This window comes from Thalassobaculum fulvum (genome assembly GCF_014652915.1).
Taxonomy (GTDB): domain Bacteria; phylum Pseudomonadota; class Alphaproteobacteria; order Thalassobaculales; family Thalassobaculaceae; genus Thalassobaculum_A; species Thalassobaculum_A fulvum.
The window spans coordinates 59,055-73,664 of record NZ_BMZS01000007.1 but is presented as its reverse complement, the minus strand read 5'-3'; the positions used below and the strand labels follow the sequence as shown (position 1 = coordinate 73,664).

The window sequence follows — 14,610 nt, the reverse complement described above, 5'->3', positions numbered from 1 at the left end:
TTATGTCAGGATAATCCCCGATGCCCCGCCCCTCGCCGTCCCAGCTCCGGGTGTTCAACGCCGTCGCCCGCCACGGCAACTTCTCGGCCGCCGCCGCCGAGCTCGGAATCTCGCAGCCCGCGGTCAGTGCGCAGATCCGCAGCCTGGAGCGCGAGCACGGTGCCCAGCTGTGCGAGCGCGGTCGCAGAGGTGTCACATTGACGGAACTGGGCCGCGAGCTGTTCCGGGCGAGCCAGCGGCTCGACGACCTGCTCGACGAGTCCGCGCAGATCCTCGGGCAGTCGGCCGCCCTCGCCCGCGGCTCGCTGACCATCGCGGCCGGGGCGCCGAACCCGGCGATGGCATTGATCGCCCGGTTCCGCCTGGCCCATCCCGAGGTCCGGCTGACGGTGCGGTTCGGCGACTGGAACGAGGTCGTTCGCGACGTCGCCGAGCGCCACGCCGATGTCGGGATCCTGACCGAGGGGCCGGGCGAGGAGCCGTTCATGCGGGTCGCCTGCGCGCCACTGCGGCTGGTCGCCCTGGTCCCGAGCGGGCACCGGCTGGCCCGGCAGCGCCGGACCACCCTGGAAGCGCTGTCGCGCGAGCCGCTGATCCTGCGGACCGGCACCTCGATCACCCAGCGCTCGCTCCAGCGCATCGCCGAGCGCAGCCGGGTCGCGCTGGAGCCGAGCCTGGTGCTCGGCAGCCGCGAGGCGGTGGTCGAGGCGGTCGCCGCCGGCGTCGGCATCGGCTTCGCCTTCGACCAGGCCAGCAGCCGGCGCGACGGCCTGGCCCGGATCCCGATCGCCGAGGCCGGCGAGGCGTTCGAGGAGTACGTGTTCTTCTCGCAGTCGCTGGCCTACCGGGCCGATATCGTGGAGCTTTGCCGGATCGCCAAGGACCTGCGGCGCGACCCGGACGGCGGCTGACGGTCAGCCGGCCGCGTCGAGCGGCGGTCGTGCGACCGCCGCCTTCAGGTGCTCCAGCCGCCCGATGACCAGCCGCCGGTAGTCGTCGAGGGCGATGCCGCGGTCCTCGGCCCGCAGCAACCCGCGCGACACCGGCACCAGCAGGTCGCCCGGCCGCCCGCCGCGCAGCGCGTCCAGCGCCCCCGGATCGCCGCCCTGCGGGCCAATGCCCGGGGCCAGGATGGTCGCGTTCGGCAGCAGGTGCCGCAGGCGCCGCCCCTCCGCCGCCACGGTCGCCCCGATCACGGCGCCGACCGGGCTCAACCCCGCACCGGTCGACTGTCCCCGGCCGACCGCGGTGATCAGCTCGGCCAGCCGCTCGGAGACCAGGCGGTTGCCGGTCATCCGGTCCTGCAGCCAGCCGGCGCCGGGATTGGAGGTGCGGCACAGCACCAACAGCCCCTTGCCGTAGCGGTCGACGCAGTCCAGGAACGGTTCCAGCGTGTCGGGACCCATCATCGGGTTCACGGTCAGGCAGTCGGCCTCGAAATCGCCACCGCCGCCGTGCTCGGCCGGCGTCAGGTAGGCGCGGGCGTAGGCCGCCGCCGTCGAGCCGATGTCGCCGCGCTTGGCGTCGAGGATGACGCCGAATCCGAGATCCCGCGCGCGATGCATCGCCACCGACAGGGCGCCAAGGCCGGCCAGGCCGCAGGCCTCGAAGAACGCCGCCTGGAACTTGACGAAACCGGCGCGGCCGGCGGTGGTGTCGAGGACGAAGTCGAGATAGGCCGGCAGCCAGCCCATCGTGCCGCCGACGGTCTCGAACGCCGCGGGCACGTCCGGGAGGTGGGGATCGATGCCGACCACGATCTCGCCGTGCGCCCGGGCATGGGCCTCGAGGATCCCGGTCCAGGTCGTTGACGACATCGCGACTCTCCCGTTGCCGGCCCTCCGGATAACCGATCGCGCGACGCCGGTCCATCCGGCGGCCGGACCGCCTGCGAAACCAACCGTTCGAGGCCGCACAACCGGTCCTGGCCGGGCCGCTGGAGCGACACACGCGTGACTGATTCGGCCGGGTATGCCGCGGCGGATTCCGCCGCGCTCCGTCGTCACACCCGCGTGAGATCGCGGCCCCGGGAAGGCGGCGGACGGTGCGTCGGGCCCATGATCGGACCACATAGAAAACATCGTCTGGGGGGCAACGCCATCGGATCGAAAGGTCAATGGAGGGTTGCCATGACCACCAATGCCGAACGACGGGCACGCCGGCCCCATCGCCCACGTCGATACCCCGACCCGATCCCGTCGCCGGACAGCGACCCCGTCGACTACTGGGAAGAGGTCGCCCTGGCCCGGCTGCGGCTGGCGCAACTCGCGCTGGTCGTCAGCCTGGCGGGATCGCTGATCGTCGCGCTGATCCTCGGTTGAACCGCTGGTTCAGTCCGGCGTCCACGGCGTCTTCGGCGCCCGGTAGGGCGTGTTCAGGATGGCGATCTGGTTGCCCATGCGGGTCTGCACCGCCGGGCTGACCATCTGGGTGCCGTCGGTGCCCTGGATCGGCGAGAACAGCAGGATGTTCAGCGAGCCGCCGAAGAAGAAGTTGCCGAACTCGGTGACCCCCTTGCGGACCCGCGCACCCTCGACCACGCCGGGCGCGAACACCACCGACCCGACGGTGTCGAGGCCGACCGGGATCGACGCGACGTAGCCGGTCAGCCGCTCCGGCTCGAGCCTCGGCAGGTTGGCGTAGCTCACCTCGATCACGATCACGCCGCGGGTGAAGCCCTGGAACTGGCTGAAATCGGTCCCGGGCCGGCCGACGTCGCCGCTCAGCGGCACCCAGTTCGGCCAGTCGTCGTAGCCGAAGGTGCCGAACGCGTCCTTGGTGCCGGCCTCGACGATCTCGGCATAGCGGATGGTGCCGTCCACCGGGCTGTGGAAGTGGTGGTAGGTGTTCGGCATCAGCACGCAGGCCAGCCCGCTGCCGCCGCCGAACCTGGCCTTCAGGTCGTCCGGGGCGTTGGCCAGCAGGTCGTCGACCGACAGCGGGATGCCCTTGACGTCGAGCACGGTGTCCTGCTGCAGCGGGTTCTCCAGGAGCCTGCGCTCCACCGGCCCGGACTTCGAGACCACCATCTGCACCAGCGGGTTCATGATGCAGTCGGTCGGCGACACCACCACGTAGTCGCGGCCCGGCAGGGTGACCGGCCGGGACGGATAACCGCCGGTCACCGGGTCGGTCTTCAGGTTGCGGGCGAAGAACGCGTTCCAGCTCGGGTAGTCGGCCGCCTTGGTGATCTCGTAGTCCTCGATCTCCAGCCGCGGGTCTTTGATCCACTCCGGCACGAAGGTCGTGGAGTCCGGGCCGTCCATGTAGGCCTTGTACTCGCGGTTGAAGCGGATCAGGAAAACCTTCACCGATTCCAGCGGCTTGGCCGGATCGACCGGATCGATCCCCTGGACCATCCGGCGACCGGCGGCGTTGTGGTAGTACAGCCACGCGAAGTACTGGATCGAATCGAGCGCGTTGTCGTTGGTGCCGACGATCTGCGGCAGCAGGGTGCAGACCTGGGTGTAGAACTCGGCCACCGCCGACGCCAGCCCGGCCCCGCTGCCGGCCGCCTTCCACGGATTGTCGGTCGACCCGCCGTAGGCGTAGCCGGGCGGCAGCGGCTGCAGGCCGTCAAAGGTCGCCTGGAACGCCGCCTGGGTCGCCGGGTCGTTGGCGTAGCGGTCCATCAGGTAGTCGATCGAGCCCTGGCACGGCGAGCCGGCGGCGCGCGCGCCGGCCGCCGGCAGCAGCACCAGCGCCGCGCCCATGAGAAGCGATGCGAATCGGATCATGTCCCCCTCCCTCACGCCACGGGCGGGGCCGGCTCGTCGCCCGGCTCGGCCCGACAGCACCCGAGAACACCAATTCAATGTACACGATTAAATATAACACAACTTTAGAATGCATATACGCCGAACGCTCCGACGCGCCGCCCCGATGCCGGCGCGGCGTGGCCCCTTCTACCCACCCGGCAACTGTGCAACCTTCCCGCCCGAAATCCGCCACCGCCGATCCGGCGACCGAAAACCGGGAGGAGCCGCCATGGCCGACACTTTGACCCTTACCGCCGAGGACGGGCACAAGTTCGCCGCCTATCTCGCCCAGCCGGAAGGCCGCCCGAAGGGCGGCGTCGTGGTCATCCAGGAGATCTTCGGCGTCAACAGCCACATCCGGGCGGTCGCCGACGACTATGCCGGGCAGGGCTATCTGGCGATCGCACCGGCCCTGTTCGACCGGGTGAAGCCGGGGATCGAGCTTGGCTACAGCGAGGACGACATCACCGAGGGCCGCGAGATCCGCGGCCGGGTGAGCAACGAGGACGCCCTGCTCGACATCCGCGCCGCCGCCGAGACGGTGAAGTCGGCCGGCCGGATCGCCGCGGTTGGCTACTGCTGGGGCGGCACGCTGGCCTGGCTGACCGCCACCCGCCTGGACGGCTTCGCGGCGGTTGCCTCCTACTACGGCGGCGGCATCGGCAGCTTCGCGGCCGAGCAGCCGCACTGCCCGGTGATCCTGCATTTCGGCGAGAACGACCACGCCATCCCGATGACCGAGGTCGACGCCGTCCGCAAGGCGCACCCCGAACTGCCGGTGCACGTCTACCCGGCCGGCCACGGCTTCAACTGCGACCACCGCGGCAGCTTCGAGCCGAAGAGCGCCGAGATCGCTCGCGAGCGCACGCTCGCCTTCTTCGCCAAGAGCCTGGGCTGAGGCGCCCACCTAGCGCATAGCTCCCGGCTCTACGCGGCTTCGCCGCTGCGGCCGGGATGAGGGCTGAAGGAGAACACCCCCAATCCTCATCCCGGCCGAAGCGCAGCGCAGAGCCGGGACCCACGCACCACTGTCAGTACCAGAGGCCCGGCCACCGCCAGCGCGGGGCCGAGCCGACTACGCGGTAGTCGCCCGGCAGTACCACTGGCCGTCGCCTCCCCTCGTCCGGCCGCGGCTCGTGCTCCGCCAGGTCCATCAGGCGGCGCACCCGCTCCGCGGTCGGCGGGTGGGTGCGCAGCAGCGACGGGTCGGGCACGTTGCGGCCGGGCATCAGGATGGATTCCCAGATCCGGCCCTGCTGGCGCTCCAGCCGCAGCAGCGCCGAAGCGAGACCGGCCGGATCGCCGGTCAGCCCGGCAGCGCCGAGGTCGGCCTCGTACTCGCGGGCCCGCGACAGCGCGAGCTGCAGCAGGCTCATCGCGGTCGGCGACAGCACCAGCACCAGGATCAGCGACCACGGCACCGCGACCGCGCCCATCAGGACCAGCGGCAGGTTCAGGGCCAGCAGGACGATCCCGACGTTCGACAGCAGCGCCGTCGCCCGGCTCATGGCGTCGGCCAGGTTCATGATCCACAGGTCGTTGTTGGCGACGTGGCTGATCTCGTGCGCCAGCACCCCGGCCAGCTCGCGCGCCGTCAGGGTGCGCAGCATGCCGTCGCTGACCGCGAGCGCCGCGTCCTGCCGGTTGCCGACCGCGAAGGCGTTGGCGACCGCGCTCGGGACGTAGTGCAGCCGCGGCGGCACCGGCAGCCCGGCCCGCCGGGCCAGCTCGTCGGACAGCGCGTAGCCCTCGGGGAACTCCGCCCGGCTCATCGGCCGGGCCCGGTACAGCGACAGCACCAGCCCCGGCGGGATCGACGGCGACAGTCCCATCGCCAGCACGACCGCGCCGACCGCCCACAGCACGCCCTCCCAGCCCCACAGCGCCCAGGCGCAGGCCGCGGCGATCAGCGCCATGCCGAGCACCAGCACGACCGAGTGCAGGATGTTGCGCAGCCTGTGCACGGAGCGCCGCCGACCGTTCGTCGCCATCGTGAGCCTCGTCGATTGCAGCCGTAACGTAGGTGGCTTCGTGCCGCGGTGAAGAGGCAGTCTCGCCGGGAAGGAACGGTGCTGCCGGCTGCGCGCGGCCGGCCGACGCGGATACACTGCCGTCCCCCATCGGCACGACGGTTCGGAAGGCGGCACCATGCAGGCTTGGATCACGGCGGCGCTCGACTACGTCCCCCGCTGGCTCGAGCACCAGATGCGGCTGTCGGAACAGCCGGGCTGCGCGATCGCGATCGCCCATCGCGGCAAGGTCGTGCTGGAGCGGGCGTTCGGCCACGCCAACCTGGCGACCGGCGAACGCCTGACGCCCCGGCACCGGTTCAGGGTCGCGTCGCACTCCAAGAGCTTCACCGCCGCCGGCATCCTCAAGCTGCGCGAGGCCGACAGGCTGCGGCTCGACGACCCGGTCGGACGCCATGTCGACGGCCTGCATCCCGCGGTCGCGGCCGCCACCATCGGCCAGCTGTTGTCGCACAGCGCCGGGCTGATCCGCGACGGCCTGGACGCCGGCCAGTGGCAGGACCGCCGCCCCTATCTCGACGAGGCCGAGCTGCGGGCCGCGCTCGCCGAGGCGCCGGTGCTGCCGGCCAGCACCCGCTTCAAGTACTCGAACCACGGCTTCGGCCTGCTCGGACTGGTGATCGAGAGCGTGACCGGCAAGCCGTACCGCGAGTGGATCCGCCGCACCGTCGTGGCCCGCGCCGGCCTCCAGGAGACCGAGCCCGACATGCCGCTGCCCGAGGGCACGCCGATGGTCAGCGGCCACAGCGGCAAGCTGCCGCTCGGCCGGCGGGTGATCGTGCCCGGCACCAACGACACACGGGCGCTGTCCTCGGCGACCGGGTTCGTGTCGACCGCCGGCGACCTGGCGCGGTTCTTCGCCAGCCTGGACCCGGCCGCCAAGCGCAGCGTGCTGGCGTCCGAGAGCCGCCGCGAGATGGTTCGCCGTCAGTGGAGCGACGCGCATTCCAGCCTCGACCGCCACTACGGCCTCGGCCTGATCCTCGGCCGGGTCGGCGACTGGGAGTGGTTCGGCCACGCCGGCGGCTTCCAGAGCTGCATCAGCCGCACCGTCGTGCTGCCGGGCCGCGACCTGACGGTGTCGGTGCTGACAAACGCCGTCGACGGCTACGCCCACCAGTGGTCCGACGGCATCGTCCACATCCTGCGAGCGTTCGAGAAGCGCGGGGCGGCGACCGCGAGGACCCGCGACTGGGCCGGCCGCTGGTGGACGCTGTGGAACGTCGCCGACCTGGTGCCGATGCGCGATCACGTGGCGATCTGTGCCCCGGCCCTGCTCAACCCTTTCCTCGACGCCGGCGAGATCGCGGTCACCGGGCCGGACGCGGGAACCATCCGGCTGGCCGGCGGCTTCGCCAACCACGGCGAGGGCGCCAGGCTGATCCGGAACGTCGGGGGCGAGGTCGCCGAGGTCCAGCTCGGCGGCACCCGCTACCTGACGGAGACGGCCCTGGCCGCCGAGCTGGTCGACCGCTACGACCGCGCACCCCGGCCCGATCCCGGTTGACTGCTGTTCACCTCTCGGCGACGGAGGATTGCGCCTGCGAGACCCGCCACTTGAATTCTGTTCAAGTCACCCTGAACCGAACTCGTTGGCGCGCACCCGCCGAAGCCCCCACTTTCCTCGCATCGACTTTCGACGGCCGGCCTGCCGGTCGCGACAACCGAGGAAGCAAGCCATGAGCGTCCAGACCGCGAACCGGACCACCGCAGCGAACCCCGGCGTCTCCACCCGCGCGCCGCTTGCCGCGATCGAGGCCGAACTGACCTTCATCACCCCGTCCGACACCAAGCCGGTCTTCCACAGCTCGGCGCTGACCGGCGGCGCACCGCGGGTGCTGTTCGAGACCGAGCGCCACCGGGTGCCGATCCACGACATGCGCCCGATCGCCTACTCGCTGTCGCTCGACCGCGAGGGCTTCGCGCTGCTGCGCCGGCCGACCGCGGTCGAGGACCTGTACGACGACGTGGCGGTGGAGACCCGCTACTATGCCGAGATCGAGGCGCTGCTGAAGGAGGCGCTCGGCGCCGCCCGCGTGGTGATCTTCGACGCCACCCGGCGCTCCGACGCCGGCCCCGGCGCCCCGAACCGCGACGGCAGCCGCGGCCCGGCCAGCCGGGTCCACGTCGACTACACGGCGAAGAGCGGGCCGCAGCGGCTGCGCGACGTGGTCGGCAACGACGAGGCAGACCGGCTGCTCGCCGGCGGCGCCCGGGTCGTCCAGGTCAACGTCTGGCGGCCGATCCGCGGCCCGGTCGAGCGCGCCCCGCTGGCCCTCGCCGACGCCTCCAGCGTCCGGCCGGAGGACCTGATCGCCACCGACCAAGTGTTCCCGAACCGGGTCGGCGAGATCTACCACCTCGCCCACGAGCCCGGTCAGCGCTGGTACTACGCGCCGTGGATGACCGCCGACGAGGTGCTGCTGATCAAGGGCTGGGACAGCCTGGACGACGGCCGCGCCCGGTTCACCCCGCACGGCGCCTTCGAGCAGCCGGACACCCCCGCCGACGCCGCCCCGCGCGAGAGCATCGAGGTCAGGACCCTCGTGATCATCGAGGGCTGATCCGGCGCAACCCCGGCCCGTCTCGGCGTCCGTCCCCGCACGCCGAGACGGTCGGGTTGCATGCATGACCTGCCGCTCAGGCGGCGGCCGTCCGCACGGCGCCGGCGCCGGATTCGTCGAACAGCGACAGTCCGCGGTCGAGGAACGACAGGGCGTCGTGAACGATCATCAGCGGCGGGTGGTAGCCGAACCACATCGGGATGTCGGCGCCGCGGTGGTGCCAGACGATGCCCGGCTCGGTGATCGACAGCCGGTAGCGCGCGCCGATTCCCTTTCGCATGACCTGTTCGGGCATCATCGCGAACACGTGGTCGACGCCCCAGCACTCGACCGCGATCGCCCGGCCGAGCAGCGGCAGGAGCGGAACGAGGGTACGGCTGAGCGGCGTGCCGCGGTACTGCTTGGATACCCAGATCCCGCCGGAGAAACCGACCGAGCCGCGCATCGCCTGGAACCACTGGCGCGCGGTCGCCCCCTCGATGCGCAGGTGGTCGTCGGTGCCGTCGAAGTACAGACCCGGTCCCTCCATGACATCGCTCATGCACGGATGGGCATCGTACAACGCGCAGGCATACGTCCCGATCTTGCGTCCCCGGTGCTTGACGATGATGCAGGTTCCGCGGGAGGACCGGGTGAAGCGGTTGTCGTAGGCCCCGAAGGCGTAGCCACCCTCACGGTCCACCTGGCCGAACGCCTGGAAATCGCCATGCACCGAAAGCGTGGCCCCGAACGCGTTCGCGACGGACCCGCGCGCCTGACGGAGCAACTTACGCAAGAGGTACGAGCTTTCGCGATCGATGTCGGTCTTGCGGATGCTGGGCGCCTCGTGTTTCATCAACTTCCTCCATTGGTTGTCGCCACCATTCGGTGACGTCCCACTCTATGGGGGAGTGCTCCTCAAGCGCGATTCGTTGAGCGCCAGCCGGCTCCAAGTTTCGGTCCGGCGCCTTACGCATCGGCATACTGCGAAGGGTCGACGGACCGATGTTGAACTGGTGGAAGGGGCAGCCGGGCGAGTTCAAGGGATCGGCGTGCCTCTCGGCAGCCGGCGCCGCCTTCGTTGCGATCAATGCGATTGTTCATGGCCTCGGCGGCTCGGTCCCGGCTTTCCAGATCGCCTTCCTTCAGCAGCTCGTGGTGGTCATCCTGGTGATGCCGGGCATCCGCGCGAAGGGCGTGGCCGTCATGAAGACCCGCGCGCCCTGGAAGCATCTCGCGCGCTGCCTCGCGACCGGAGTGGCGATCTTCACCGGCTTCCTGGCGATGACGAACCTGCCGGTGGCCGAGACCACCGCCCTGCTGTTTTCCCGCATGCTGTTCACGGCGGCGCTGGCCACGCTGTTCCTGAAGGAAGCCGTCGGAGCATCCTCGTGGGTGCGGATCGGGATCGCGAGCCTCGGCGTGGTGATGGTGCTCGCGCCGGAGACCACCGCCGTCAACGTCTATAGCCTTGCCGCCCTGGTTTCCGCCCTGGCCATCTCGGTGACCATGCTGCTGATCCGGGCAATGCCCGACGAGACAGCCGAGGCGGTCGTCGGCTGGCAGGCGATCGGCCTGGTGTTCGTGTTCGGGGTGCCGGCGATCCATGGATGGGTCGACCTGGACTGGCGCGCCCTGGCCGCCTGCGTGGCCGTCGGGGTCCTGCTCTGGCTGGCACAGCACCTCAACGTCCTCGCGTATCGGTTCGCGGCGGCGGCGGCGATACAGCCGGCCGAGGCAAGCCGGCTGATCTTCGCATTGGCGGTGGATGGCCTGCTGTTCGGTGTCGTACCGTCGGCCCTGGTCGTGGCCGGCGCGGTTCTCATCATCGCCGCGGCGATGTATGGCAGGATTGCATGGCGAAGGGAGCGCACGGAGAGCGCCTGACATGACGCAAGGGCTGACCGGACGCGATCTCCAGGAGGCGGCGCGCAAGCTCAAGCTGAGCCAACGGGACATCTCGAAGGCCACCGGCCTGTCGGTCCGGACCATCAATCGCGTGTTCAACAGCGACGGGCACCTCGACGCGCGGCAGTCCACGCTCGATACGATCGCCAAGGTCGTCGGGCTCGGTCCGGCCGCGCGGCTCCATTCCCCGGACCCTCTGCTGGTCATCGACCTGCCGCCGGAGAAGCTGTACCGGGCCCGGATGGCGCTTCCGGATCTCTACGCCATGCTGGAAATCGCCTCGGTTACCCGCCGCAAGAGCGATGTCGTCGAGCAGATGGCGAAGATCAACGCCAAGCGGACGACGTCGGTGTCGTTGCGCGACAACGATCTCTACTTCGACTGGATCGGCGACGGCATTCGCTGGGCCGGCAACCACGTCAGAGGTGCGCGTGTCCTGGACCTGGCGGACCCGGCCGTCGCCCGGGCGGCCGCCGAGCGCTACTGGAAGGCGCTGATCGCCAACGACCCGGTGTTCCAGTACGTGCGTACGCCGCTCGGGCTGGAGTTCGTGGCGCTCACCGTGCCGACCGATGACGGGCCCGAACGCGGCCTGGTGACGATCACGTCGCTCGGAAGGCCTCAGTTCTAGAGGCGAGATACGAAAAATGCGCCAAATGGCCATTTTTTGGTTCGCTTACGTCGTCGTTTTGCGTTAGTACTTCGCGCAGTGGGTGTATCTCTGCGGGTGGTTCCAACGTGCGGACGCACCATTTCGAGTCGATCTGGGTAGACGGGACGGGCGCCACGGTTCCGGCAAACGACGCGGCCCTGTTTCGCTCGATCGACGAGCGGATCGACGCGGTCGATCGACGCGGCTGGATCAACCTGCGCGCCGGGACCGACAGCGTCGAGCTCTGGATCAATCCGCTGAACGCCGGGTCGAGGACGGTGTGCGCAGCGATCGAGATCCTTCGTAGAGCCCGAAGTGAACGTCGATTCGTGGTCCGGGTGTACGATCGCGGAGCCTGCGGCGCATTGGTCGCGGACTCGATCGAGCAATTGCCGGAACTCATCCACGAATCCGTCGGCCTGACATCGCGCCCGGGTTTCCCGCTGATGCAGGATCGCCTCGCCGGTTGCCTGCCGACCGACATCAACGACCGGCAGGTGCAGGAAATGTGGCGGTTCCTCGTGGCCACCCGGTTCAGTCCCGGCGACCAGCTCGTCGACCGCGTGGTCGACACGCCGGGCCGGGCCAAGATCGTCTCCGTCGGCCCCGGCGGCAAGGTCCGCTACCTCGCCCACGACCGCCAGACCTCCGCCCTCTGGAAGCGGCCGGACGGGTTCGCCGGCGAGAGCCTCGACGAGATCCCCATGCCGACGCCGCTGAAGCGGTCGGTCCGCGCCGACCTGGCCGCCTTGCTGGAAGGACCGCAGATCGTGGTGTCCTTCGTGCGCGGCCTGCGCCGGGTGATGCGGGACGAAGCGCCGATGGACAGCTACTTCCGCATCAGCATCCCGCTGAGCCGGCACCCGCGCAGCCCCGAGCGCTCGGCCCTCGTGCTGCTGGCACCCTACGGCTGACCGCCGCCCGCCCGGCGTCACACCGGCGGCAGGGCCGCCACGTCCAGGATGCCGTCGGCCCGCATCCGCCAGTCCGGATGGCGTCCCGCCAGCCCCGCGAACCGCGTGTGGTTGTAGAGATAGAGCCAGGGCGGATCCGCCTGCAGCAGCCGGTGGCACTCGCGGTAGATCGCCTCGCGCTCGGCGTCGCCGACGGTCGCTCTGGCGCGGTCGACCAACGCCTCGACCTCTGGATTCCGATAGCCCTGCCACCACGACCCGGCGACCCGCGAGTCGATCTTCTCGTGCAGCACCCGGAACGTGCTCATCGGGCTGGAATCGAAGACGCAGAGGTCGCCGATCCGCTTCAGGCGAACCCGGTTGGCATAGTCGACCCGGTCCTCGACCCGCTCAACCCGGAACGATACCCCGAGCGGGGCCAGCTGGGCCGCCACCGCGGCGGTCAGCGCTTCCGCCTCGTCCGGCAGGCTGGTCGGACACGTGACCTCGAGCTCCAGGCCCGAGCCGTACCCGGCTTCCGCCAGCAAGCGCCCGGCGCTGTCGGGATCGCAGCCGGCGGTCGCGGCGGCGGCGCCGAAATGCACCGGGCTGACGAAGCCGTGCAACGGCCGGCCAGCACCGCCGAGGACGTCCGCCACCAGGTCTTCGCGGTTCAGCGCGAGGTTCAGCGCCCGGCGCACCCGGGCGTCGCGGACCGGACCGCGCGCGGCGTTGAACAGAAAGATGATGGCGGTCGGCACCAGATGCTCGACCACCGTGACCGCGGGGCCGGCGCCCAGCGGCCTCGCGCTTTCGCCGGCCAGGCCGGTGGCCGCTTGTACGGTTCCGGCGGCCAGCGCCGCCGCCCGCTCCGCCGCGCACGCGATCCGCTGGAACCGGAGCCGTGGGTTCGCGGCGGGCACCGCGGCCGACGCCGGGGCGGCCCGCAGGACGAGGCGTTCGCCGGGAACGTGATCCTCGATCCGGTAGGGTCCGCAGCCGACCGGGGCATCCGGGTCCGAGCCGGGCGACAGCACGTAGCCGGCACCCAGAACGTCCGGCAGATCGGCCATCGGGCGATCCAGTTCGATCCGGACCGTCGAGCGGGACAACGCCTCGATCCGGGCGCCGGCCAGATACTGCGCCCAGACCGCCGGGGCGCCCAGGGTGGCCCCCATGTCGGGCCGTGCCATCCGGGCGACCGACCAGGCGACGGCCTCGGCATCGGCCGGAGCACCGTCGTGGCAACGTACGCCGGGCTTCAGCTCGAACGTCCAGGTGCGGGCATCCGGCGACACCGTCCAGCGGTCCGCCAGCGCCGGCCGCCAGCGACCGTCCGGTCCCCGGCGCACCAGGGCCATGTGGGTCGCCTCGAGGGTCGCCAGCTTGTCGGGGTCGTCGGTGCAGTCGTGCGGATCGACCAGATCGACGGAAGCCTGGGCGACCGCGGCCGTGCCCGTCGCGCTCACCGATTGGCGCCCCAGACCTGCTTGTACAGCTCGACGATCGTGGCCTCGTCCGGAATCTTCGGGTTGTTGGCGTGCGAGCCGGAGGCGATGCACTGCTTGGCCATGGTCTCCATCAGGCCGAACCACTTGGCCTCGTCGATGCCGTAGGCCGGCGGGCTCGGGACCTCCAGGTCCTGGTTGATCTGGAACAGCCACTCCAGCAGCTTGCCGGCCGCGGCCTCGTCCGGGTCGGTCCGCTCGGCGGCGCCGATCAGCCGGCCGGCCTCGGCGTAGCGGTCGAGCGCGGCGTCCAGCGACCAGCGGGTCACCGTCGGCAGCAGCATCGCGTTGGACAGCCCGTGCGGTACGTGGAAGTGCGCCCCGATCGGCCGGCTCATGCCGTGCACCAGGGCGACCGAGGCATTGGAGAACGCCATGCCGGCCTGGGTGGCCCCCAGCATCATCTGCTCGCGCGCCTCGCGGTTCGACGGCTCGAAGCAGGCGGTCCGCAGGTTCGCCCCGATCCGCTGCATCGCGGCGATCGCCATGGAATCGGAGTACGGGTTGCGCTTCTGGCTGACGAACGCCTCGAGCGCGTGGGTGAAGCTGTCGATGCCGGTGTCGGCGGTCAGCCGGAACGGCTTCTTCATCGTCAGCTCATAGTCGACGATCGCGGCGTCGGCCTGGCCGGCCAGGCACATGACCAGCATCTTCTCGTCGGTCTCGACGTCGGTGATCACGGTACCGCGCGTCACCTCGGAGCCGGTTCCGGCGGTGGTCGGGATGCAGAGCAGCGGCGCCGCCGCGGTGTCGACGCCGTTCGGCACCTTGTAGTCGCGCATGCGCCCGCCGTGGGCCGCCAGGATGTTCATCGCCTTGGCGGTGTCCATCGGCGAGCCGCCGCCGAACCCGATCAGCCCGTCGTATCCGCCCTCCTTGAACGCCACCGCCCCGGCCTCCACCACCGTCGTGGTCGGGTCCGGCACGGTGTCGGAGAACACGCCGTAGGCGATTCCCGCCTCCTCGAGAGGGGCGGTCAGGGCGGCGATCAGGCCGGACGACACCATGAACGGGTCGGAGACGATCAGCGGCTTGGTCACCCCCAGCTTGCCGAGCACTTCCGGCGCGCGGCCGATCGAGCCACCGCCGATCAGCATGATCCGGGGGCCGAAGATCGTGGCGGACATGGCGCGTTCTCCCTGCGGTGTTCTGGTTTGCTCGGGCAGACGATACGCGGCGGCGGGAAACCGGGGCAAGGGCGGCTCCGCGCCCGAGGGCGGGATGCCGCGCCGATAATTGACGTCGATCAACTTGCCGCGCCGCCATTGGCGTATGCTGACCGGATGCTGCACTGCGGCAAACACGGAGATGACGTTCC

Annotated in this window: 14 protein-coding genes; 8 read left to right on the top strand and 6 right to left on the bottom strand. The window is 70.6% G+C overall.

What is annotated here, in order from left to right; translation table 11 throughout:
* The first annotated feature begins 20 nt into the window (after positions 1 to 20).
* Positions 21 to 911, top strand: a complete 891-nt coding sequence (locus tag IE246_RS15335) for a LysR family transcriptional regulator (protein ID WP_189991151.1) — start codon at positions 21 to 23, stop codon at positions 909 to 911.
* Between the two features lie 3 nt (positions 912 to 914).
* Here the strand turns inward: IE246_RS15335 and pyrF are convergent, their stop codons facing one another.
* Positions 915 to 1,817 carry an orotidine-5'-phosphate decarboxylase gene (gene pyrF / locus IE246_RS15330; RefSeq protein WP_189991149.1) on the bottom strand — a complete coding sequence of 301 codons (903 nt, stop codon included), beginning with the start codon at positions 1,815 to 1,817 and terminating at the stop codon, positions 915 to 917.
* A 312-nt stretch (positions 1,818 to 2,129) separates the two neighbouring features.
* Here pyrF and IE246_RS15325 point away from each other — a divergent pair, with 312 nt between their 5' ends.
* On the top strand, positions 2,130 to 2,321 hold the full coding sequence (locus tag IE246_RS15325; protein ID WP_189991147.1) for a hypothetical protein: 192 nt from the start codon (positions 2,130 to 2,132) through the stop codon (positions 2,319 to 2,321).
* Positions 2,322 to 2,330: 9 nt separating this feature from the next.
* Here IE246_RS15325 and IE246_RS15320 read toward each other — a convergent pair whose 3' ends face one another.
* Positions 2,331 to 3,737, bottom strand: a complete 1,407-nt coding sequence (locus tag IE246_RS15320; RefSeq protein WP_189991145.1) for a phosphatidylserine decarboxylase — start codon at positions 3,735 to 3,737, stop codon at positions 2,331 to 2,333.
* A gap of 250 nt (positions 3,738 to 3,987) precedes the next feature.
* Here IE246_RS15320 and IE246_RS15315 point away from each other — a divergent pair, with 250 nt between their 5' ends.
* Positions 3,988 to 4,656, top strand: a complete 669-nt coding sequence (locus IE246_RS15315; protein ID WP_189991143.1) for a dienelactone hydrolase family protein — start codon at positions 3,988 to 3,990, stop codon at positions 4,654 to 4,656.
* A 133-nt stretch (positions 4,657 to 4,789) separates the two neighbouring features.
* On the opposite strand, the gene IE246_RS15310 is transcribed toward IE246_RS15315, so the two are convergent.
* Positions 4,790 to 5,749 carry a zinc metalloprotease HtpX gene (locus IE246_RS15310; protein ID WP_189991141.1) on the bottom strand — a complete coding sequence of 320 codons (960 nt, stop codon included), beginning with the start codon at positions 5,747 to 5,749 and terminating at the stop codon, positions 4,790 to 4,792.
* Positions 5,750 to 5,906: 157 nt separating this feature from the next.
* On the opposite strand from IE246_RS15310, the gene IE246_RS15305 reads away from it, so the two are divergent.
* Together IE246_RS15305 and IE246_RS15300 are read left to right on the top strand one after the other, a co-directional pair.
* Positions 5,907 to 7,295: a serine hydrolase domain-containing protein gene (locus IE246_RS15305; protein ID WP_189991139.1), complete on the top strand. Its 1,389-nt coding sequence runs from the start codon at positions 5,907 to 5,909 to the stop codon at positions 7,293 to 7,295.
* A 172-nt stretch (positions 7,296 to 7,467) separates the two neighbouring features.
* Positions 7,468 to 8,352: a CmcJ/NvfI family oxidoreductase gene (locus IE246_RS15300; RefSeq protein ID WP_189991137.1), complete on the top strand. Its 885-nt coding sequence runs from the start codon at positions 7,468 to 7,470 to the stop codon at positions 8,350 to 8,352.
* A gap of 76 nt (positions 8,353 to 8,428) precedes the next feature.
* On the opposite strand, the gene IE246_RS15295 is transcribed toward IE246_RS15300, so the two are convergent.
* Positions 8,429 to 9,187 (bottom strand): hypothetical protein, encoded by a 759-nt coding sequence (locus tag IE246_RS15295; RefSeq protein ID WP_189991134.1) that lies wholly within the window; start codon positions 9,185 to 9,187, stop codon positions 8,429 to 8,431.
* Positions 9,188 to 9,336: 149 nt separating this feature from the next.
* Between IE246_RS15295 and IE246_RS15290 the strand changes: the two genes are divergently transcribed.
* From IE246_RS15290 to IE246_RS15280, 3 genes are all read left to right on the top strand, one after another.
* The gene (locus IE246_RS15290; protein WP_189991132.1) at positions 9,337 to 10,218 is read left to right on the top strand and encodes a DMT family transporter; all 882 of its coding nucleotides are present in this window, start codon (positions 9,337 to 9,339) and stop codon (positions 10,216 to 10,218) included.
* Between the two features lies 1 nt (position 10,219).
* The gene (locus IE246_RS15285) at positions 10,220 to 10,870 is read left to right on the top strand and encodes a helix-turn-helix domain-containing protein (protein WP_189991130.1); all 651 of its coding nucleotides are present in this window, start codon (positions 10,220 to 10,222) and stop codon (positions 10,868 to 10,870) included.
* A 107-nt stretch (positions 10,871 to 10,977) separates the two neighbouring features.
* Positions 10,978 to 11,805, top strand: a complete 828-nt coding sequence (locus IE246_RS15280) for a hypothetical protein (RefSeq protein ID WP_189991128.1) — start codon at positions 10,978 to 10,980, stop codon at positions 11,803 to 11,805.
* A 17-nt stretch (positions 11,806 to 11,822) separates the two neighbouring features.
* Here IE246_RS15280 and IE246_RS15275 read toward each other — a convergent pair whose 3' ends face one another.
* Together IE246_RS15275 and IE246_RS15270 are read right to left on the bottom strand one after the other, a co-directional pair.
* Positions 11,823 to 13,253: an ABC transporter substrate-binding protein gene (locus IE246_RS15275; protein ID WP_229837215.1), complete on the bottom strand. Its 1,431-nt coding sequence runs from the start codon at positions 13,251 to 13,253 to the stop codon at positions 11,823 to 11,825.
* Positions 13,250 to 14,419 carry an iron-containing alcohol dehydrogenase gene (locus tag IE246_RS15270; RefSeq protein WP_189991125.1) on the bottom strand — a complete coding sequence of 390 codons (1,170 nt, stop codon included), beginning with the start codon at positions 14,417 to 14,419 and terminating at the stop codon, positions 13,250 to 13,252. Before IE246_RS15270 ends, IE246_RS15275 begins: the two co-directional genes overlap by 4 nt.
* Positions 14,420 to 14,610: the final 191 nt, after the last annotated feature.